Annotated in this window: 16 protein-coding genes; 5 read left to right on the plus strand and 11 right to left on the minus strand. The window is 64.8% G+C overall.

The features are described 5' to 3' along the window. Positions 1-3 precede the first annotated feature (3 nt). The 4 genes from PQQ53_RS18895 to PQQ53_RS18910 form a co-directional block, all read right to left on the minus strand. Positions 4-2,325, minus strand: coding sequence for a type VI secretion system Vgr family protein (locus PQQ53_RS18895; protein ID WP_408325258.1), 2,322 nt, complete (start codon positions 2,323-2,325; stop codon positions 4-6). 343 nt (positions 2,326-2,668) lie between these two features. Then, complete coding sequence (locus PQQ53_RS18900; protein WP_408145001.1) at positions 2,669-2,875, minus strand: hypothetical protein; 207 nt, start codon at positions 2,873-2,875, stop codon at positions 2,669-2,671. 224 nt (positions 2,876-3,099) lie between these two features. Continuing rightward, positions 3,100-5,724, minus strand: a complete 2,625-nt coding sequence (locus PQQ53_RS18905) for an AAA family ATPase (RefSeq protein WP_408325260.1) — start codon at positions 5,722-5,724, stop codon at positions 3,100-3,102. Continuing rightward, entirely contained in the window at positions 5,721-6,863 is a 1,143-nt protein-coding gene (locus tag PQQ53_RS18910) for a metallophosphoesterase family protein (RefSeq protein WP_408325261.1), read from the minus strand. The genes PQQ53_RS18905 and PQQ53_RS18910 overlap by 4 nt, the downstream gene beginning before the upstream one ends. Positions 6,864-7,118: 255 nt before the next feature. Between PQQ53_RS18910 and PQQ53_RS18915 the strand changes: the two genes are divergently transcribed. The 4 genes from PQQ53_RS18915 to PQQ53_RS18930 all read left to right on the plus strand — a co-directional run bounded on the left by PQQ53_RS18915 (position 7,119) and on the right by PQQ53_RS18930 (position 12,785). Then, entirely contained in the window at positions 7,119-8,399 is a 1,281-nt protein-coding gene (locus tag PQQ53_RS18915; protein WP_408144995.1) for a DUF445 domain-containing protein, read from the plus strand. A 157-nt stretch (positions 8,400-8,556) separates the two neighbouring features. After that, positions 8,557-10,509, plus strand: a complete 1,953-nt coding sequence (locus tag PQQ53_RS18920) for an AI-2E family transporter (protein WP_408144993.1) — start codon at positions 8,557-8,559, stop codon at positions 10,507-10,509. Between the two features lie 296 nt (positions 10,510-10,805). Then, positions 10,806-12,572: an FAD-dependent oxidoreductase gene (locus tag PQQ53_RS18925; protein WP_408325263.1), complete on the plus strand. Its 1,767-nt coding sequence runs from the start codon at positions 10,806-10,808 to the stop codon at positions 12,570-12,572. Positions 12,573-12,593: 21 nt separating this feature from the next. Then, on the plus strand, positions 12,594-12,785 hold the full coding sequence (locus PQQ53_RS18930; RefSeq protein WP_408325265.1) for a hypothetical protein: 192 nt from the start codon (positions 12,594-12,596) through the stop codon (positions 12,783-12,785). Positions 12,786-12,857: 72 nt separating this feature from the next. On the opposite strand, the gene PQQ53_RS18935 is transcribed toward PQQ53_RS18930, so the two are convergent. From PQQ53_RS18935 to PQQ53_RS18945, 3 genes are all read right to left on the minus strand, one after another. After that, on the minus strand, positions 12,858-13,841 hold the full coding sequence (locus tag PQQ53_RS18935; RefSeq protein WP_408325267.1) for a 2-dehydropantoate 2-reductase: 984 nt from the start codon (positions 13,839-13,841) through the stop codon (positions 12,858-12,860). 48 nt (positions 13,842-13,889) lie between these two features. Continuing rightward, positions 13,890-14,681 carry a class II aldolase/adducin family protein gene (locus PQQ53_RS18940; RefSeq protein ID WP_408153251.1) on the minus strand — a complete coding sequence of 264 codons (792 nt, stop codon included), beginning with the start codon at positions 14,679-14,681 and terminating at the stop codon, positions 13,890-13,892. 74 nt (positions 14,682-14,755) lie between these two features. Further along, positions 14,756-15,955, minus strand: a complete 1,200-nt coding sequence (locus tag PQQ53_RS18945) for an amino acid aminotransferase (protein ID WP_408325269.1) — start codon at positions 15,953-15,955, stop codon at positions 14,756-14,758. A 205-nt stretch (positions 15,956-16,160) separates the two neighbouring features. Between PQQ53_RS18945 and PQQ53_RS18950 the strand changes: the two genes are divergently transcribed. Continuing rightward, positions 16,161-17,102, plus strand: a complete 942-nt coding sequence (locus PQQ53_RS18950; protein WP_408325272.1) for a LysR family transcriptional regulator — start codon at positions 16,161-16,163, stop codon at positions 17,100-17,102. Between the two features lie 66 nt (positions 17,103-17,168). Here the strand turns inward: PQQ53_RS18950 and PQQ53_RS18955 are convergent, their stop codons facing one another. The 4 genes from PQQ53_RS18955 to PQQ53_RS18970 form a co-directional block, all read right to left on the minus strand. Next, positions 17,169-17,987 (minus strand): helix-turn-helix transcriptional regulator, encoded by an 819-nt coding sequence (locus PQQ53_RS18955; protein ID WP_408325275.1) that lies wholly within the window; start codon positions 17,985-17,987, stop codon positions 17,169-17,171. 109 nt (positions 17,988-18,096) lie between these two features. Beyond that, positions 18,097-19,221 carry a hybrid sensor histidine kinase/response regulator gene (locus PQQ53_RS18960; RefSeq protein ID WP_408144977.1) on the minus strand — a complete coding sequence of 375 codons (1,125 nt, stop codon included), beginning with the start codon at positions 19,219-19,221 and terminating at the stop codon, positions 18,097-18,099. A 9-nt stretch (positions 19,222-19,230) separates the two neighbouring features. Then, a complete protein-coding gene (locus PQQ53_RS18965; protein WP_408144975.1) occupies positions 19,231-19,857 on the minus strand; it encodes a chemotaxis protein CheB in 627 nt (208 codons plus the stop codon). Between the two features lie 10 nt (positions 19,858-19,867). Beyond that, positions 19,868-20,713, minus strand: a complete 846-nt coding sequence (locus PQQ53_RS18970; protein ID WP_408145021.1) for a CheR family methyltransferase — start codon at positions 20,711-20,713, stop codon at positions 19,868-19,870. Between the last annotated feature and the right edge of the window lie 10 nt (positions 20,714-20,723).

A 20,723-nucleotide genomic window follows, 5' to 3' on the forward strand; every position in this document is an offset into this window, starting at 1 on the left:
GTTTTAGCGTGAAACAGGATAAAAATTAGATATCTCCAGCTCGCTCTTCGGGAGCGCAGGTAACGAAGAATTCAGGCTGGCCGGCCCCTCAAAACTGAACGAAGCCGCCTTGATCCTGAAGTCCCCCGGACAGATGATTTCCACTCCACCGTTCTCGATCTTCACGCATGCTCCGCCGCTAGCCATGACGACTTTGGTCTTACCTGCCACCTGCACATCCTCGCTCGCGCTTGCCACGCGCAACTGTTGCTCTGCGAAGAGATCCAATGCATCGTTCTGCGCCTGGATCTCGACCTTGCCCTTCGCCGCAAACAGCTTTATCCCGAGCTTGTGTGCGCACATCGAGATCAGATCGCCTGCGGCCATCGTCAGGCGCTTTACGGCGCCCAGGTCGATATGCCTGCCGGCGCTGAGCATCACGTTCTCGCTCGCCGCCTGCTGGATGGAGCGTGACGTCACCAGCGCAATGCCGGCCGGTGCGCTGGCGATCAGGCCCGCGCCCCTGAGCTGATCCAGCGCATCCATCAGGCTGGACTGGGTCGCCTTGTCGGCCGGTACGGCCTTCGCCTGCGTGGTGGCATTCACCAGCGCCGTCACGCGGCTCAGGGCCGATTGCAGTTCCGTGAGCGCCGCCTGCATGTCGAGTTGCTGGCCACCTGCTTTGGGCTGGTCGTCCGCCGAAATGAACAGACCCCTGCCACCGCGGATCGCCCCCCACCCGGACGTGCGCAACTCGAAGCCTTCACCGCGCCGCTGCTTCCCCGAACCGACCAGATAACCCAGATTCAGCTGGCTCTTGCCTGAGTGTTCCGTTGACAGCTTGATACTCTCGTAGCCCTTCCAGTCCTCCATGCGCAGCTTGTTGTTGCTCTGCGTACGGATCACGTTGCGCGAGAGCCAGCGGTCCTGATTCGTGATCAGATCCACCGCCTGGCTGTGATGGTGGAACTGCGAGATATATGGCTTGTCCGGATTGCCGTCGCGGAACTCCAGCACCGCTTCGTCACCGTCCAGCGCCGGGAAGTGGAAGCCGGTCTGTAACCTGCCCGCGAAGGGTTTGGCCAGACGTAGCGGCACGCTTTCACCACCCGGATTCCATTCGTCGAAGTCCAGGTCGAAGCGCACCGTGTAGTAGCCCTGCCGGGTCAGGTATGCGTACTCGTAGCTGCCCGGCGACGTGACCCGCGCGCTCAGCGTGCCGGTGATCTTCGGCCACGTGTCTTCTTCGAGCTTCAGGCGGAAGCGCCGGTCGGCCGGCATTGCTTTGTAGCTGTTGCGGTAGGCCTGGTCGCGTGCACCGTTATGCGTGACCTCGATGATTACCTGTCCGTTGGGCGCATCCGGCAAATCCTCGTCCATGCGCAGCACCCGCGCCGGGCGCAGATCAAGCACATTGCTCCCGCCTTCGTAGATCACCTGCCAGGCAATCGCCGCCTCATGACGCAACTGTGCTTCCCACTGCGCGCCATCCTGGTCAAGATGATGCGTGCCATAGACGTACGACTGCCCGTACGTCGTCGTGTCCTTCTTCGCGACATTCGCATCAGCCCTGAACCGCTCCCATGCCTGATCCGGGTTGTAGTCGGCCACCAGCACCGCCTGCGGCACCGTCTCTGCGTGCATCTCCAGCGCGAAGACCGATTCGATGCCGGATTCCAGCCCTGCCTTCTCGCGGTACGGCACCTTCAGTTCCGGCGTATAGACGTAGTGATCCACGTCGTCGGCGAACACGATCACATCGCCGTGTTTGCCCTGCACGAAGTAACTGTAGATCCCTTCCTTCTGCATCAGGATCTGGATATACGCGAGATCGGAAACCTGATACTGGAACCGGAACGGGTGCTGCGGATACTGACGCCGCAGCCTGAAAACGAACTGGTTCCCTGTAAAAGCATGACGCCGCAGGATCGCTTCGATGATCTGCGGCGCGCTCTGCTGCTGGTAAATGCGGCTCGTACGCGTGAGCCTCAGCCGCGCGATATGCGCCTCGACCACCATCCGGTAGCTGCTGAAGTCCTTCGTCGTCTTTGTCTTCGAAAAGCGCGTGATGCAGCCTGCAAACACACGCGGCTCGCTGCCATCAGAAGCATCGATCGTGAACGTCGCGTCACGCCCGAGATAGTCGCCCCGCGCGAGACTCTCCGGATGCGTGAGCTCGATGGTCACGCGATACGGCTCACCCAAGCGCTCAACTGCAGTGAACGAAACCACCGACAGCTCCCGCCCATTACCCGGCCCCGTCACTTCCAGAAAATACGACTGCCGACCCGTCAGCGCTGTCAGGCTATTTGCGAGCTCTTTCACGCTTTCAGACAGATCGGCCATTGTCTCTTTATTCCCTTTGCATAAGAAGCAGCACGCGCATACCTAAGGGGCCTTCAATAACAACCCGGCATGTATGTTCACGAACAAAGGTAAACGCTTTCAACCCGGTTGTGAATAGCACATCATCCTTTTCGAACAACTTCACAAAATTTTCCAATTCGAATATTTCGAGATGAAATTTCCATGGTAACAAGTTCGTTGAAATACTCCGCAATCTTTTTATATAAAAATTACCAAATCAAAAATTAAACAGATATTCAGGCATTATAGGCGCACCAGAGTTGATTGAAATTTCATCAGGCCAAGCACGTCACAAATTCACTGGCATCCGACAACATTGGAATTATCGATTAGCCTCAGCCTCACGAAATTGATACGGAACCAGTGAAACAATTAATAGTTTGGGCACACCCTGCAAATCAAGAAGGAGGATGTCGCGGCAGCTTGCCGCAATCAGAATGAGCAAGGACGCTGTGCCATACGGCGCCGATGAAGTGATGCCCAGTGCCGAGCTTCCAGCAGCAACGCCGTTCAATGCCTGAGCATTCACGAACGTGCCGCCGATCAGGCGCCGCGATAGAGGCGCGAGCTTACGCCCCGCCCCCCTTTGCGGTGCGCTCGCGCATGCTGAAGTATCAATAGATGACCACGATTCAAGTTCATCGATGAACTCTTCAGGTGTCGCTTCCGGTCCGGCAAAACAAGTCCGAAAGCCGACGCCAAGTCAGCAAATAAGAAAAACAGCCAATAAGGGATTTACTCTCGCAGCACCGTCTACCCCCCCACCCTCAAATCCCCAATCGCCCTCTGCCTCACCCCCAGGTCATCCCACAACTCCGGATGACATGTGAACACCAGAATCTGATGCCGCGTCGCCGCATCGATCAACGCGCGCTTGATCGCATCACGCCGCGCCGCATCGGTATGCACGGCAGCGTCGTCGAGCATCAGTAACGTCGGCCGCCCCGACGCCTTCAGCAAGTCGGCATAAGCGAGCCGCGTCAGAATGCCGAGCTGCTCGCGCGTGCCGAAACTCAGCGCATCGAGCGTATCGGCACGGCCATGACGATCCAGCGTCGCAGGACTCAGATCGTCGCCGAGCTCAATCGTCGACTGCGGGAAAATCCGCTTCAGATAGTGCCCGAGCCGCTCGGTGAGCGGCGCGCGCAATTGCGCCACCGCCGCGTCGCGTTCGTCGACCAGCACTTCGTCGAGCAGACTCAACGCGCTCGCCCGCAAGCCGAGTTCGTCCTTGCGGCGCGTCGCCTGCTCGACCCGCGCGTCGAGCGCCGCGAGACGTTCGCCGAGCCCTGACGCGCCGACCGTCTCCAGCTGGCTGCGCAGGTGCGTGATCCGCACCTGCCGCTCATGCTGCTCGCTGCGCGCGAGTTCCGCCGACGCGTGATAACGCTTCGCCTCCGCCGCCGGATCGTCGAGACGCGCCGCCTCCAGTTCGCGCTCGCGGCCCTCGCGCTGCTTCCTCAACGCGTCGACCTGCACGCGCTGTTCGACGATTTTCGTCTGCCACCGCGCGCGGTTGCGGCGGTAGGCGTCGTCGTTCAATTGCGCTTCCTTGCGCTGCAACTGCGCGGCGAGCGAGTCGGTGGTCGCCATGCCGGTCGATCGTTTCTCGGCGGCCTGGGTCAGCACTTTTCTCGCGGCCTCCAGCGCATCGCGCGCGATGTCCGCGTTGCGCCGCGCTTCGTCGAGCGGCGGCGCGGCGGACACATCGGGCAAGCCCGCGAGCCGTTCGTTCGATGCCTGCAAGCGCGCCGCCGCTGACGCCAACGCGGCACGCAACGCGTCGATGCCTTGCGGCGCGTGCACGTCGAGAATCTTCGCCTGGCTCTTCTGCTGCGCGACCAGCGTCTTCCACTTTTCATAGCGGGCTTCGGCCTCGCCGAGCGACGCGACGCCCAGCGCCTGCAACAACTGCGCATGCTGCGCTTCGAGCGACGCGAGTTCGGCCAACTGCGCGGACAGATCGGACACGCCCGGAATCACGCGCAATTCACCGAGTTCGCCGAGACCGATCAACCTCTCGTCGTCGACGCGCAGCACGCCCTCGCCCGTGAGCTGCTCGCCGTCGACCGTCAGCGCACCGTTCAACCGATACTCGATGCGCGTCATCGCCGCTTCGGTACGCGCGCGCAACAGAGTCAACTCGCCATCGAGCGTGGCGAGGCGCTTGCGCTTCGCCTCGTCGATTTCAACCGCGGCCGCCTCGCGCGCGGCTTCGAGCACCGCGTCGTTCGCCTTGCCCGCGGCGGCGATCGCCGCTTCGAGCCGCTCGCTCTCGGTGCGATAGAAGCCGATCTGGCTGCGCAAATCGGCGACCGTCACCGCTGCGTTCGCCAGTTCGAGCGCACGGCTCGCCTCCGCGAACGCCTGCTCGAACTGCGCGACGCCGCCCGATGCTTGCGCATGCTCGGTTTGCGCCGCCGACACATTGGCCCGCGCCGCATCGAGTTGCTGACGCTCGCGCGCGACGGCCGCTTCCAGTTCGGCTGCACCCTGCTCCTGTTGCAGCGACAGCGCGAGTTCCGCTTCGCTCACCTGCAAGGACTGCGCGAGTCCCTGCAGACTGCGTTCGAGTTCCGCCGCGGCATCGGCGCGCTGCTGCGCGAGCACGGCCTTCTGTTCGTGAAGCTCCCAGGGACGCTTGCGCTGCGTATCGTCGAACGCCTCCTGCTGCGTGGCGAGCCGTTCGATGTTTTCATCGAACTGCTGGCGCTGCTGTTCGAGTTCGTCGCGCTCCGCAATCAACGCGGCCAGCGTCGTTTCGGCTTCGGCGAGGGGTCCGGTCGACTTCTGCGTGCGCGCCGTCAGCAGTTGCCGCAACTCACGCTGCACGGCGGCGATCAGCGCATCCTCGCCGGCCGACTCGTTGCCGCCCGACAATTGCGACAGCGCATCACGCAGATACTGCGCGGCGTGCCCCGTCGAATCGCGCACCTCCTGCGTGCTGCCTTGCTGCACCCACAAAAGCCCCGGCACGCCCGCGTTCTCGGCCTTCAACGGTCCGCGTGCGGCGCGCGAAAAACCGAGCAGGGCCGCGAGCTTGTCCTCGGCTTCATCTTCGCCGAAGACGGCCTGGCCGATGCGCAATTCGCAGCGCTGACGGGTGACGAACTGCTTCGACAGCCTGCATTGGGCGCCGTCCAGCTCGAAGCTCACCTCGACCGACGGCTGCCCGCTCGCCTTGCCCCAAGGCAGCAAGTCCTTCAGATGCGAGGCCTTGTAGCGTTCGAGAAACACAGCGCGCACCGCTTCGGCGATCGTGCTCTTGCCCGCCTCGTTCGGTCCGGTGAACAGATTGAGCCCTGGCTGCAGATCGTCGATAACAAGCCGTCCGCTGAACTGTTTGAATTCCTGAATCGCAATGCTTTGCAACTTCATGCGGACCTCGCTTCGCGCGGCAATTCACGCTGAAAACGCGCCAGAAGCAAAAGCGCCTCGGCCGCGCGCTTGACCTGCTGCGGGTCGGCTTGCGGGTCTTCCTGCAAGCCGCGCAGCCGCGCCACCACTTTCGCGAGGTAGCCGCTTTGCGCGCCGAGTTCGGCGAGGTCGTCGGCGGTGGGCAGCACCTGCAGGCCGCTCAGGTCGGCGCGCAGCGCCCGCACGCGCGCACGGGTTTCCTCGAGCGCGACGTGCAGCGCTTCGGCATCGGCCAACGCGGCCGTACCGGTCACGTTCACACGCAGCACGTCGTGATGGCTCAGTGCCGCGAGCCGCGCCTTGAGCGCATCCACATCGGTCGGCACCGAGATCGTTTCGTCCCAGCGATGCCATTGATATTGACCGACCCGCACCGCTTCGACTTGCGGCAACGCGCCCGGCTCACCGAGCGTGACGTCGAGCATGAAACCCGGATCGTTCGCGCGGAAGCGGTCCTGCTCGTGTGTGCCGGCGTACCACGTGCGTTCGTCGACGCGCAGGTGGCCGTGCCAGTCGCCCAGCGCGAGGTAGTCGAGACGCGCGCTGAGCGCACGCGTCGGCGCGATCGGATTCGACGAGTCGATGCCCTCCTGCAGAATCCCGCTGACGCTGCCGTGCGCGAGGCCGATGCGGTGATAGCCCGGCGGCGTGTCGGCGCTATCGAAGAAGCCGGTGGTGTCGTCGTAGGTGATGCGTTGCGTGAGCGGCGCGCACAGCAGCGCCGTGCGGCACGCGTCGAGCAGCACCACGCCGGGTTCGAGCACGACCCGTACGTTCGGGCCGATACAGTTCAGGCGCTGCGCCCGGGTCCACACGCTTTCCACCAGCGCGGCGTCGTGATTGCCCGGCAACATGATCCACGGCCCGGAGAACGCCTGCAACGCGGCGAACAAACGGCGGATCACCGTGTCGGACACGGTTTGCAGATCGAACACGTCGCCCGCGACCAGCACGGCGTCGACCTTGCGCGCGGCCGCTTCGTCGGCGATGCGGCGCACGGTGTCGAAGCGCGCCTGCGCGAGATGTGCCGCCTCGTCCGGCTCGAACTGGCCGAATTGCGTGCCGATCTGCCAGTCCGCTGTGTGCAGAAACCTGATCACTGCGCCTCCATTGTGTTCATTGCGTTCATTACCATTGCGTTGCGGGTCATTGCCACTGCGTGCGCGACAAGCGCGGCTACGCAGTCTAACCGCAGATGTTACCGCGCGGGCGCGCCAAAGCGAGCCTCATCTGCACGGCGCGCCGCCCGGTCAGCGGCGCTACACTCGCGGTTGCCGATCGCGCGCCCAAAGCGCCCTAAGTGTCTTGAGCGCACCGCATCATTTCAATCGAACCGGACCCATTGCCCGTTCCCGATGAACAAGACCGTCGAACTGAAGAAGGCCAAGCGCACGCCCTTGCTATTGCTGCTCGCCGCCGCCTGCGTTTTCGTGATCACCGCGTTCATGCCGCGCGGCCTCTGGGTCGACGGCATCAAGGCGGTCGCCGAGGCCGCGATGGTCGGCGCGCTCGCCGACTGGTTCGCGGTGGCGGCGCTGTTTCGCCGGGTGCCGATCCCGCTCGTCTCCGCGCACACCGCAATCATTCCGAAGAACAAGCACAAGATCGCCGACAACCTCGCCGTGTTCGTACAGGACAAGTTCCTCGACGTGCCGTCGCTGGTCGGTCTGATCCAGAAGCACGACCCGGCGCGCAGCATCACCGGCTGGCTGAGCGAGCCGGCCAATACCGCGCGTCTGGGCGACTACGTCGTCAGGCTGACGAGCGGCATTCTCGAACTGACCGACGACGTGCGTATCCAGGTCTTCATCAAGGACGCGCTGCGCGACATGCTCGCGAAAGTGGATCTGTCGCAATCGCTCGGCGCCATTCTCGACACGCTCACACGCGACGGCCGTCATCAGGAATTGCTCGATGCGGGCATTCATCAGGTGGTGACGCTGCTGCGCGAGCCGCCCGCGCGCGAGTTCATCGCCGAGCGCATCGTCGAATGGGTGAAGAGCGAGTATCCGAAGATGGAAAAGATCCTGCCGTCCGCCTGGCTCGGCGAGAAAGGCGCCGACGCCATCGCCAGCGCGGTGAACCGCATGCTCGAACAGATCAGCGAGAACCCGACGCATCAGCTGCGCCACAAATTCGACGAAGCCGCGCAGAAGCTGATCGCCAAACTCAAGAGCGACCCCGCGTTCCTCCAGCAGGGCGAGGAACTCAAACGCTATCTGGTCGAAGGCGACGCGTTCAGCAACTATGTGAAGGACATGTGGGGCGAACTGCGCGCGTGGCTCAAGCGCGATCTGCAGCGCGCCGATTCCGCGTTGCATGCGCGCGTCGCCGCCATGGGCCAATGGGTGGGCCGCGAACTCGCGAACGATCCGGCGCTGCGTCAATCGCTGAACGATCACCTCGAAGACGCGGCCCGCAGCATGGCGCCGGACTTCGCGCGATTCCTCACACGTCATATCAGCGATACCGTCAAGAACTGGGACTCGCGCGAGATGTCGCGGCAGATCGAGCTGAACATCGGCAAGGACCTGCAGTACATCCGCATCAACGGAACGATCGTCGGCGGCTTCATCGGCCTGCTGCTCTTTGCGAGTTCGCGGCTGTTCGAGTTGCTGCGGCTGCACATCGGCTAGAGAATCGGGTCGCGGCCCGCCAAAACGCCTACAATTCGGGCATGTGTCTTGCTGAAGCGCTGTGCCCCGTCGACGCAATCCAACGTCACTCAACACGATTGGCGTCATCGCGCGGCCAGCAAAAAAAGACAGCGCTTCTCACTCGGAAAGTCTGTTCATGAAAATATCGTTACCGCCGACTGGGCGGCCGAACCGCGTCTACCCGCCGGGCACGCCGAGTCTGCATGGTCTCGCCTCGGTGATTACCGGTGTCGTGGTGGTGTGCGCGCTGTACTTCGGGCGCGCGGTGCTGATCCCGATTACGCTCTCGGTGCTGCTGAGCTTCCTGCTCGCCCCGCTCGTGCAGATGCTGCGGCGGCTGCATATGGGACAACTGCCGTCGATCTTCATCGCCGTGCTGTTCGCGCTCGCTTCGTTGCTTGCGATCGGCGCGCTGATCGGCGCGCAACTGGTGCAACTGGCCGGCGACCTGCCGCAGTATCAGGAGGCGATCGAGCAGAAGATCGAAACGGTCCAGCAAAAGACCGTCGGCCGCGCGGACTCGCTGATGAGCCGCGCCGCCGCGACGCTGCAGCGGGTCGCGCCGTCCAAGCCGAACCCGCCGCGCCCGACCGGGCGCGCGGCGCGCAACGCGCCCGCCGTGCCGCAACCGGTCGAGGTGCACGAGCCGTCGCCCACGCCGATGCAACTGGCACAGCGCGCGCTGTCGCCGGCCATCGCGCCGATCGAGACCACCTTCATCGTGCTGGTGGTGACGATCTTCATTCTTCTGCAGCGCGAGGATTTGCGCGACCGTTTGATCAGTCTGTTCGGCTCGCGCGATCTGCACCGCACCACCACCGCGATCAACGACGCGGCCGTGCGGCTGAGCCGCTATTTCGTCGCGCAACTGGGCGTGAATCTGAGCGCGGGCGGCGTCATCGCGATCGGGCTCGCGATCATTGGCGTGCCGGGTGCGCTGCTGTTCGGCGTGATCGCGGCGTTGCTGCGCTTCGTGCCGTACATCGGCATCTGGATCGCCGCGATCCTTGCGGTGTTCCTCGCCGCCGCGATCCAGCCTCAATGGACCATGGCGGTCTATACGCTGATCCTCTTCATCGTCGTCGACGTGGTGGCCGGGCAGATTGCCGAGCCGCTGCTGTACGGTCATCGCTCGGGTCTGTCGCCGCTCGCGGTGGTGGTCGCGGCGATCTTCTGGAGTTGGCTGTGGGGACCGGTCGGCCTCGTGCTGTCGACGCCGCTCACGTTGTGCGTCGTCACGCTCGGGCGCTACGCCGACCGGCTGAACTTCCTGACCGTGCTGCTCGGCGACCAGCCCGCACTCACCCCCGCGCAGACTTTCTATCAGCGGCTGCTCGCGGACGATCCGCATGAGGCCATCGTGCAGGCGGAGCGCCTGCTGCGCGAGATGTCGCTGATCGACTATTACGACAAGGTCGCGCTGGAAGGCCTCAAGCTCGCGCGCAACGACGCGATGCGCGGCGTGCTGATGCCGGAGCAGTTGCAGCGGGTCAACGAAGCGCTGGTCGATATCGTCGAGAACCTCGAAATCGCGGACGGCCTGCCGGACCGTCTGTCGCGCGCTGAACCAGCCGACAGCGCCAGCGCGTTGCTGGCGTCGGCATCGGCGGATCTGTCGGAGCGCCATGACAGCCACGTTTCGACCCGTCAGCGGGAGACGCAGGAGATCGACAGAACGTCCGTGCTGTGCGTGCCCGGACGCGGTGCGTTCGACGAAGTGACGACGGCGATCGCCGTGCAATTGCTCGGCCGCCACGGCTTCGCGCCGATGATGGCGACGCATTCGGGCTACCGCAGCGCGCGCGCCGACGAGCCGAGCTTCAAGGACGCGCCGATCATTTGCATCGTCTCGCTCGATGCGCCGGAGTCGCCGCCGTACTTGCGCAATATGTTGCGGCGCACGCGCGAATGGCGACCACGGGCGACGCTCGTGCTGGGCGTCGGCGGCCCGCCGGAGGGCGCCACGGAACTGGGTGCGACCGGCGCGTCGCACACGTCGCCAACCTTCCGCGCGATGATCGAGGAATGCCAGGCCGCGTTGAGCACGCAGCATCTGCGGCAGCCAGCGCATGTGGCGCGGGCGGAGTGAGGGGGAGGCATACCGGGGCGGGTGGAACAGGTGCGTGAGCACATGAGCGAATGAATGAAGCCGTGGGGCGCGTGAGTGCCTCGCGGCTTTTCTTGCGCCGGATTGTTTGCGGCGCGGCCGGGGTCGTCAGCCCGCACGGCGTGTACCCAAAATGAGGACAGCCTCGCGCGCGCCCTCCTGCATACTTCCCTATCGATTCGCACCGCCTTTGCAGAGCCAACCAGCCGCGGCGGGCAATCTACCGGCATTGAAGCCCCGGCAGCCCGCTTGCATGGGACCCGAGTAAGGAGACACGCATGACCCGCCCTTTCACCCCCTATCCGTTCTCGCCTCGCCACTACCCAGGCGAAGTGCCCGCGCTCGTCGACGGACGCGACCCCGCAACGAAAGCCGTGGCCATCGTCGGGGGCGGGCCGGTCGGCATGACGCTGGCGTTAGCGCTCGCGCGACAGGGCGTACGCTCGGTGCTGATCGAAGCCGATGACAGGGTATGCACCGGCAGCCGGGCGATCTGTATTTCGCGGCGCAGCCTGGAGATTTTCAAGCGCCTCGGGGTCGTCGACGGCTTCCTGCAAAAAGGCTTGCCGTGGACCGGCGGCCGCAGCTTCTACCGCGACACCGAAGTATTCCGCTTCACGATGCACCAGGACGACGAACAGTCCCTGCCGCCGATGATCAACATCGCGCAATATCAGATCGAGCAATTGCTGCTCGACGAGATCGAACGGCACCCCGATCTGATCGAGGTTCGCTGGCAAACCCGCGTGACGGCTATCGAACAGTTGCCGGACGGCGGCGCCCTGCTCGCGCTGCGCACCGGCGAGACGGGCGGGACCGGCGAGACCGGCAGGACCGGCGAGACGGGCGACAGCGGCACGGCCTGGCAAATGCGCGCCGACTGGGTCGCCGCCTGCGACGGCGGGCGCAGCACGATTCGCGAGGCGCTCGGACTGAAGCTCACCGGCACCACGTACGAAGGCCGCTACGTCATCGTCGATATCGAGCTGGACAGCGCGCGCGCCACCGAGCGTCTCGCTTATTTCGACCCGCCATCCAATCCGGGTTCGACGGTGCTCGTCCACAAGCAGCCGGATAACGTCTGGCGCATCGACTATCAGTTGCGCGACGATGAAGACCCGGATGCCGCCGTGCGGCCCGAGAACGTGATGCCGCGCGTGCAGAGCGTGCTCGACGCGATGGCTGAAACGGGCGCGTGGTCGCCGATCTGGATCACCGTGTACAAGGCCAACGCGCTGACGCTTGAATGCTATCGGCACGGCTCGGTGCTGTTCGCGGGCGACGCCGCGCATCTCGTGCCGATCTTCGGCGTGCGCGGCGCCAATTCCGGCATCGACGACGCCGACAATCTGGGCTGGAAACTCGGCTGCGTGGTCAACGGCATCGCGTCGCCTGGTCTGCTCGACAGCTATAGCGACGAACGCGTATTCGCCGCGCGCGAGAATCTCAGCTATGGGATGAAAAGCACCGAATTCATGGCACCGCCGTCGTTCGCATTCGATCTGATGCGCACGGCCGTGCTCGGTCTTGCACATCAGCACGCGGCCGTGCGGCCCCTGATCAATCCACGGCAGACGCACGCGATTGCGTATCTGCGCTCGCCGCTCAATGAGGCCGCAGGCAACGCCGCGTCAGACTCGTTCAGCCGTGGCCCTGCGCCCGGTACGGTGCTGCCCGAATGCCGCCTGCTCAAGCGCACCGTCGACGGGGCAAGCGTGGCGATTCATCTGACCGATCTGCTCGAACCCGGCTTCACCGCGTTGCGCTTCGGCGCGGACCCGGCGCAGGACGAGGCGTGGCAGCAGTTGCAACGCACGCTCGCTGAACGCCGTATTCCGTTCGGAACGATCACGCTGGTCATGAGCGACGCGCCGTGCCCAGCCACGCCGTACGCAATCGATCCAACCGGCCATCTGCACGACATGCTCGACGCGCGGCCCGGCACCGTCTATCTGATCCGCCCCGACGGCCACGTGCTGGCGCGCTGGCGCGACGGCAGCGCGGCGGCCACGCAGCGTGCGCTGGCCGCGGTATTGGCGATCTAACGAACAAGGAGCGACATCATCATGACCGATAGCGATCTCGACCTCGTCTACACGACGCTCTGCAAAACCCTCACCGCCGAAGGCGAAGCGCAGACGCCGCTCTATCTGGCGCGCCTCGTGTTGCTGTGCATGACCGAACTCGACGACCCGCGGCGCGCGTTGTCGTTGATCGAAGCGGCGCGGCTGCCGGTCTCTTCCACTGTCGCCGCATAACGCACGCGAGAAGACGTAAAAAAAGCCGCCGTGCGCCAAACGCACCGCGGCTTGATTGTCGAACGCTTTGCGTCACTGCCGCGGATACAGCCCCAACGTGCTTGCATGCAGGCGCGCGAGACCGAGCAGTGCATCCGTGTACGGCGTCGGCACCTGCGTCAGTTGTCCCAGTTCACGCACGGCGCCGACCAGCGCGTCGAGTTCGACCGCCTTGCCCGCCTGCACGTCCTGCAGCATCGATGTTTTCATCGCGCCCAGCTTCAGCGTGACTTCGTGGCGGTCCGCCGGCGCCTGGTCGATCGGAATGCCGAAACGCGCGCCGATCTCCTTCGCCTCCAGCATGATGCTCGTGACGAAGCCGCGCACCAGTTCGTCACTGAGAATCCGGTCGGTCGTCGCGCCGGTAATTGCGCTGACCGGATTCATCGTCATGTTGCCCCACAGCTTGTACCAGACGTCGCGCTGAATCTGCGCCGACATCGATGCGTTGAAACCCGCCGCGACCAGCGCTTCGGTGAGCGCCGCGACGCGCTCGCTCGCCTGGCCGCTCGCCTCGCCGACAATCAAGCCATTGCCCTGGTGATGCCGGATCAGGCCCGGCGCCTCGACGAGGCAGCTCGCATGCACCACGCAACCCACGGTCTGCGCGGTCGGAATCGCGGCGGCGATCGCGCCGTCCGGATCGATCGACTCGAGCCGACGGCCGGTGAAATCGGCGCCGAGGCCTGCGCAGAACCACCACGGCACGCCGTTCATCGCCGTCAGCACGATCGTTTGCGGGCCCAGCAGCGGCGCGATCTGCGCGGCCACCGACGCCATCGCCGGCCCCTTGACGGCGACCACGACGAGATCCTGCGCGCCGAGCTCGGCTGGCGTGTCGCTCGCGTCGACCTTCACCGTATGCGTGACGCCCCCTTCGATCAGACGCAGGCCTTGTTCGCGCAACGCAGCGAGCGTCGAGCCCCGCGCCACCACACCGACATCGTGGCCGGCCTGTGCGAGCTTGACGCCCATCCAGCCGCCGATCGCGCCTGCGCCGTAGATAACAACTTTCATTGCTTCGATCCCTGGTTATTCGTGCATGAGTTCGTGGCTAGTCCCGCATCAATCCTTGTAGCTCGCATCGATGCGATCCACCCGTCGCACCAGTGCGTCGAACACATCCTGCCCCGCGCCATGCTTCGGGTCGAACTGCAACGCGTCGCGCGAGCAGCGGATCGCCACCGCTTCCGGCACGGGCCGCGCGCGACCCATCGCAAACGTCGCCATCTGGATTTCGCACGCGCGATTGAGCGTCCACAGAATCGCGAAAGTTTGCGGCAAGGTGTGGCCCCACGCAAGCAGGCCGTGATTGCGCAGGATCACCGCCTGTTTATCGCCGATATGTTCGATGAGGCGCGGACCTTCTTCCGCATGCACCGTGATGCCCTCGAAGTCGTGATACGCAATGCGCTCATGCAACTGCGCGCTGTAGAAGTTGGTTTGCTGCAAGCCATCTTCCAGACACGCTACCGCGACGCCCGCCGTGGTGTGCGTGTGCATCACGCAGTGCGCGTCGGGCAAGCCCTCGTGAATCGCCGCATGCACGACGAACCCGGCCGGGTTCACCGGATACGGCGAGCGGTCTAGTACGCGCCCCTGTGCATCGATCTTCACGAGATTGCTTGCCGTCACTTCGCTGTAGTGCAGCCCGAACGGATTGATCAGGAACTGCCGCTCGCCGCCGCTCACGCTCCCGGGCACCCGCAGCGTGATGTGGTTGTAGATCATCTCGGTCCAGCCGAGCATGTCGAAGATCCGGTAGCACGCGGCGAGTTGCACCCGCGCGTGCCATTCGTCCGGATGCATGACGGGGGTCTTCGACGGACTGGCCGGCTGCTGTTCAACGGTCGTCATCAGGGTCTCCATGGTTATCGTTCTGCCGGTGCGTGCGGTCATACCGTGATGCAATTGCCGTGATGCCGTCGCCGTTATGCGCCCGCCACCACCGCCGCGATCGACGACGCCACATAACCGGCGTTGCGTTCATTCAGGCCCGCCACGCACATGCGTCCCGAGCGCAGCACATAGACCGCGTATTCGCCGCGCAGACGTTCGACCTGGCTTTCGCTCAAGCCCGTATAGGTGAACATGCCGCGCTGCGCGACATAACGCGCGCGCATCACTTCATCGACGCGGCCCGCGAGTCCCGCGTGGATCGTGCCGCGCATCGCGAGAATCCGCTCGCGCATGGTGGCGAGTTCGGCCTCCCACGACGCGCGCAACGACGCATCGCCGAGCACATTGGCCACCAGCCGCGCCCCGTGCGTGGGCGGATTGCTGTAGTTCGCGCGCACCGCCGACATCAGTTGCCCCAGCACGCGCGCCGCCTCTTCCGCGCTCTTGCACACCACGCTCAACGCGCCGCAGCGCTCGCCATACAGCGAGAAATTCTTCGAGAACGAATTCGCGGCGATCAACGGCACGCCCGCGTCGGCCAGCAAACGCACGCATGCGGCGTCTTCTTCGAGACCCGCGCCGAAACCCTGGTAGGCCATGTCCACGAACGCGATCAGCTTGCGGCGCAGCAATACCGGCACCAGTTCAGCCCATTGCGCAGGGTTCAGATCGACGCCGGTCGGATTGTGGCAGCACGCGTGCAGCAGCACGACGCTGCGCTCGGGCAGGCGCTCGATCGTGTCGATCATGTCGGCGAAACGCAAGCCGCCCGTTTGCTCGTCGTAGTACGGATAGGTGTTGACGGTCAGCCCCGCGCCCTCGAACACCACGCGATGGTTTTCCCAGCTGGGGTCGCTGATCCAGATCTGCGAGCCGGGGAAATAGCGCTTCAGAAAATCGGCGCCGACCTTCAGCGCGCCCGAACCGCCGATGGTCTGCAACGTCGCGATCCGGCCCGCCGCGCGCGCCTCGCTCCGCGTGCCGAACACCAGCGCCTGCGCCGCCTCGCGATACTGCGGCAGGCCCGCCATCGGCAGGTAGGAACGCGGCCCGATCGCGTCGAGCAGCGCGGTTTCGGCGCGGCGCACGGCGTCCATCACCGGCAGCTTGCCGGTGTCGTCGAAATAGATGCCGATACTCAGATTGACCTTGTTCGGACGGGGGTCCAGTTGAAAATCTTCGTTCAGGCTGAGAATCGGGTCGCCTGGGTAGGCGGGAATGTGGTCGAACATGGCAAGTCCTTGAATGCGGCCTCGAATGGCGCCTCGATGTGGCCTGATCCGGTGCGGATGATGCGCCGCGTGGGCACGACAGGCTCAAGCGGAAGTCTAAGCGGGTTTCGGTTCATGCGTCGATCCGGCAAGTGTCGGCCACGAGCCCGCCGCGCACAATCAATCGATTTTTCACGATTCGTAAGTTTTTCTTTAGAATCGTCAGATGCCACTCACGCGCGTCACTCTCCGGCAATTCGAAGCGTTTCTCGCCATCGTCGACCTGCATAGCATCGGCGCGGCGGCGGAACGGCTCGGGCTCACGTCTTCGGCGGTCAGCCAGTTGCTCGCCGAACTCGAAACGGAACTCGGCTTCCGGCTGTTCGACCGCACCACGCGGCGCGTCAACCTGTCGAGCGCGGGGCAGGATTTTCTGTCGTCGGCCGAATCGGTGCTGCGCCACGTGCGCGCCGCCGCGCAATCCGCCGACGACATCCGCAACCGCGCCGCCGGCATCGTCAGAGTGGGCGCGCCGCTCGTGCTGGCGGCCACCGCGTTGCCCGCGGCCATCGCCGACTATGCGCGCGACAAGCCGAAGGTGGTCGTGCGGATTTTCGACACCGTGGTCGAGCAACTGGTGGAGCGCGTCGAGAGCGGCGACGTGGATCTCGCGATCGGCCCGGACCGGCAAAGCGGCACGCGCGTGCGCTGCGAGCCCGCGTTCGCGAGCCCGTGGGTGATGTGGTGCGCGCCGAGCCATCCGTTGAGCACGCGGCGCCGCGTGCAGTGGCAACATCTGCGCGACGTGCCGATCGTTGCCACCGGCCGCGACCACGAGCGCGCTGTCGGGCAGATGCTCGCCAACCTGCCGGTCGAAGCCCGCATCATTCCGGTGGACGTGGTGGACAACGTCACCACCGCATTCGGCCTCGCGTCGCAAGGGCTCGCCGTCACGCTCGCGCCGGCTTACGTCGCACCGCTCGCGCGCACGTTCGGACTGGTCATGAAGCGCATCGTCGATCCGGAAACGATTCGCGAGGTTTGCGTGTACCGGTCGACGGAACGCGCGCTATCGCCGCCCGCCGACGGTTTCGCGGACTTCGTCATGCCGTGGCTGAAACGCTGGGACCGCGAGACTCAGGCCGAGGCAAGGGCAAAGCGCACGTAGCGCGCTTTGCGTGGCCAGTGATGTGATCGCCGACACGGCGCCGACGCAAGACGAACCGCGGGCGGATCAGGCCCGTTCCGGCTGCATGCACAGCGCAAACAACTGCCGCTGGCTGGAGATACCGAGCCGTGCATAAGCGCGCTTCTGATACGTGACGACGCTCGCGGGCTTCACGCCCATCTGCGCGGCGATTTCCACTGCGCTCGCGCCGTCGAGCGTGCCGCGCAGCACGTCGAGTTCACGCGGGGTGAGTTGCGGACATGCGCGCCGGACGCGCGCCAGCATCGCGGCGGCCGGGCCTTGCTGATGCTGTCCGTTAAGCGCGTAATGGCTTGTCGCCGCGTGGGCGAACAGATGTGCGACGCTCTCGACGTACTCCAGCTCGCCCGCCGCGAAACTGCCGTACGCGCTGTCGCGATACAGATTGATCGACAGCCAGACGCTGTCCACCGGCTGCAGCAACAACGACAAACGGTCGGACACGTTGGGCTGCGCATAACAGGCCGCGCGGTAGGCTTCGTTTTCGATCTCTTCGCTGCGCTGCTGATGCAGCACCAACGCGTCGCGAGCCTGAGCACGCGGCGCGCGGCCGATGATCGCGCGATTGCCGTCGAGCGCGTAGAAATGCGTCGCGTAGCGGTCGGCGACGTCGCGCAGGAAGCGGCCGCCGCGATGATCCGCGGCCGACACGGTGCGCGGACGCGCGTCGAATTCGTAGGCAAAGATGGTGCACTGCGAAACCGGCAGCGCATCGCCAACGGTTTTCAGCATGCTCGCGGCGAGCGCATCCGCGTCGGAGTGCGAGATCGACATGACGAGGTCGGTCGCGCGCGCGGTGCTGATCTGTGCACTTCGGTGAGGTGAAGCGATGCGCCAGGAACGCATGATGGGATTCGGGTTGCGCTGCGTGGATTCGGGTCCGGCAAGCGTAGCACAGCGGGACCGGCAGCCGGCGGCCCGCGCGCCGCAGCGGCTCGCGCGCCGAAGCGCGCCTTTATTTACGCGTGAACGAGCCGCGCTGCAACGTCACCATCCTCGGCAATTCGATCGTGAACATGGTCCCCGTCGCTTCGTTCGAATCGACGCTGACGTTGCCGCCATGCATCCGCGCGATCTCCTGCACGATATGCAGCCCGAGCCCGAGGCCTTCGCGCGAACGCCCGCTGCTGTTCGACCCGAACGCCTTGAACAGATGCGGAAACACCTCGGCCGGAATCGTGCCGCGATTGGAGACCTTCAGTCGTACCGACTCGACCGCATCGCCGTCCACCTCGACACCGATGTCGCCATCCGGCGTGCCGTGGTGCAGCGCGTTGCTGACCAGATTCGACACGGCTTGCCAGACCAGATCCGTATCCCACGCGCCCGCCGTGTTGCCACGGCTTTCGAACACGATCCGCTTGCCGCTCTTTTGCGAGGCAAACTCGTCGATCACCGAACGGCACAGCGTCGCCAGTTCGATCGAGCGCGGCTGCAACGGCAAACGGCCGCCCTGCAAGCGCGCGAGGTTGAGCAACTGATCGACCATGCGCGCCATGCGCAGCGAACTGTTCTTCACGCGCGCGGCTACCGTGAGCGACTGTTCGTCGGCGGCCGTGCGCATCAGGTATTCCGCCGACGCCAGCACCGCGCCGAGCGGCGTGCGCAAATCGTGACTCAGCACCGCCATCAGCATCTCGTTCGCTTCCAGCATCTGCCGCGTGGTCACGAGTTGCGCGGCGAGCTGGCGCTTCTGCTGTTCGAGCTGAACGAATACGTCGACCTTCGATTGCAGAATGCGTGGATCGAACGGCTTGTACAGGAAGTCGACCGCGCCGGCTTCGTAGCCGCGGAACGTGCGCGAGGCGTCCTGCGCGGTCGCCGTCAGGAAGATGATCGGCACGTGCGACGTGCGCGGGCTGCCACGCATCAGCGCGGCGAGTTCGAAGCCGTTCATGGCGGGCATGTTGACGTCGAGAATCGCCAGCGCGACTTCGTGTTTGAGCAGCAGGTCGAGCGCCGCGGTTCCCGAATCGGCCACCAGCACGGCAATGTCCGGCCGCGCGAGCAACGCTTCGAGCGCGGTGATGTTGTGGACGATGTCGTCGACGATCAGGATGTTCACAGGTGAGTTCGTCATGGCATCGGATCAGAGAGAGGCCGGCAATGCGGCAAGCCGCCGGGCCATAGTTGCGGGATTGTAGATGGAGTCGGCGGCGCCGCGTTCGATCGCGGCGCGCGGCATTTCGGGCGAGACGGCAGTGTCGGGCGCCTGCACCCAGGCGGTGCCGCCCTGCGCGCGCACCTGCGCGAGCCCCTGTGCGCCGTCGTCGTTGGCGCCGGACAGCAGGATCGCCAGCAAACGCTCGCCGTACACCGTGGCCGCCGACTCGAACAGCACGTCGATCGACGGCCGCGAAAAGCGCACGGCGGCATCGGTCGACAAGGCAACGGTGCGGTCCACTTCCACGAGCATGTGATAACCCGGCGGCGCGACATGCACGCGGCCCGGCATGATCCGTTCACCGGCGTCGGGCTCCAGCACCGGCAACGCGCAGCGATGCGTGAACGCGTGCACGAGATAGCTCGGCGATCCGGGCGGCAGATGCGTGACGATCATCACGGCCGGCGCAAAGCCCACGGGCAGCGCGCCGAGCAGGATGTTCAGCACTTCGATGCCGCCCGCCGAGCCGCCGATCACAACGAGATCGTAGCCGCGCGCGGTGGCGGCATCGGCTTGGGAATCGACGGCTGGCTTGTCGGTTGAGCGTGGCATGATGAGCGTGCTAGCGCTTCTGGTAAATGCGTTCGCCTGGACGGAATTCGTCGAACGCTTCGTAGTGACGGGAAAAACGCAGGCTTTCCTTGCTGCCCAGACCGAGGAACCCGCGCCGCACCAGCGCGTTTTCGAACAGACCCAGCGCGCGATCCTGCAGGCCGCGATCGAAATAGATCAGCACGTTGCGGCACGACACCAGGTGCGCTTCGAGAAAGACCTCGTCGGTGGACAGGCTGTGATCGGCGAACACCACGCGCTCCTTGAGCGAACCGGCGAAACGCGCGCCGTTGTACGCGGCATGGTAGTAGTCCGACAGCGAACGCTTGCCGCCCGCTGCCAGGTAGTTCTGCGTGAAGCCCTGGATCCGGTCGAGCGCATAGATGCCGGCCTCGGCGCGCGCGAGCGCATCCGGGTTGATGTCGGTCGCGTAGAACAGTGTGCGCTCGGTCAGGCCTTCTTCGTCGAACAGGATTTTCAGCGACCAGAGTTCCTCGCCCGTGCTGCAGCCCGCCACCCACACCTTGATCGACGGATACGTGCGCAGCCGCGGCAGCACGTGCTCGCGCAGCGCGAGAAAATAGGCAGGATCGCGAAACATGTCGCTGACCTGCACCGTCAGATACTGGAACAGCCGCGAGAATTCGTCGCCGTCGCGCATGATGCGGTCCTGCAACTGCGAGAGCGTCTTCAGGCCGAACTCTTCCAGCGCCTGCGACAGACGGCGCCGCAGCGACGACATCGCATAGTGCCGGAAGTCATGCTGATACTTCAGATAAATGGCCTCCAGCAGCAGCTTCAACTCGATGTCGAAGTCGCTCATGCGGTGCGGCGCGCCGAATTCCGGCTGGCTCATCGTGATCCCG

Source organism: Paraburkholderia strydomiana, assembly GCF_046030495.1.
Taxonomy (GTDB): Bacteria; Pseudomonadota; Gammaproteobacteria; order Burkholderiales; family Burkholderiaceae; genus Paraburkholderia; species Paraburkholderia strydomiana_A.

What these genes read in the sequence shown, in the direction of transcription:
- PQQ53_RS18895 (WP_408325258.1), bottom strand. Translation starts at nt 2,325, where the DNA reads ATGGCCGATCTGTCTGAAAGCGTGAAAGAGCTCGCAAATAGCCTGACA.
- PQQ53_RS18905 (WP_408325260.1), bottom strand. Translation starts at nt 5,724, where the DNA reads ATGAAGTTGCAAAGCATTGCGATTCAGGAATTCAAACAGTTCAGCGGA.
- PQQ53_RS18915 (WP_408144995.1), top strand. Translation starts at nt 7,119, where the DNA reads ATGAACAAGACCGTCGAACTGAAGAAGGCCAAGCGCACGCCCTTGCTA.
- PQQ53_RS18920 (WP_408144993.1), top strand. Translation starts at nt 8,557, where the DNA reads ATGAAAATATCGTTACCGCCGACTGGGCGGCCGAACCGCGTCTACCCG.
- PQQ53_RS18925 (WP_408325263.1), top strand. Translation starts at nt 10,806, where the DNA reads ATGACCCGCCCTTTCACCCCCTATCCGTTCTCGCCTCGCCACTACCCA.
- PQQ53_RS18930 (WP_408325265.1), top strand. Translation starts at nt 12,594, where the DNA reads ATGACCGATAGCGATCTCGACCTCGTCTACACGACGCTCTGCAAAACC.
- PQQ53_RS18935 (WP_408325267.1), bottom strand. Translation starts at nt 13,841, where the DNA reads ATGAAAGTTGTTATCTACGGCGCAGGCGCGATCGGCGGCTGGATGGGC.
- PQQ53_RS18940 (WP_408153251.1), bottom strand. Translation starts at nt 14,681, where the DNA reads ATGACGACCGTTGAACAGCAGCCGGCCAGTCCGTCGAAGACCCCCGTC.
- PQQ53_RS18945 (WP_408325269.1), bottom strand. Translation starts at nt 15,955, where the DNA reads ATGTTCGACCACATTCCCGCCTACCCAGGCGACCCGATTCTCAGCCTG.
- PQQ53_RS18950 (WP_408325272.1), top strand. Translation starts at nt 16,161, where the DNA reads ATGCCACTCACGCGCGTCACTCTCCGGCAATTCGAAGCGTTTCTCGCC.
- PQQ53_RS18955 (WP_408325275.1), bottom strand. Translation starts at nt 17,987, where the DNA reads ATGCGTTCCTGGCGCATCGCTTCACCTCACCGAAGTGCACAGATCAGC.
- PQQ53_RS18960 (WP_408144977.1), bottom strand. Translation starts at nt 19,221, where the DNA reads ATGACGAACTCACCTGTGAACATCCTGATCGTCGACGACATCGTCCAC.
- PQQ53_RS18965 (WP_408144975.1), bottom strand. Translation starts at nt 19,857, where the DNA reads ATGCCACGCTCAACCGACAAGCCAGCCGTCGATTCCCAAGCCGATGCC.
- PQQ53_RS18970 (WP_408145021.1), bottom strand. Translation starts at nt 20,713, where the DNA reads ATGAGCCAGCCGGAATTCGGCGCGCCGCACCGCATGAGCGACTTCGAC.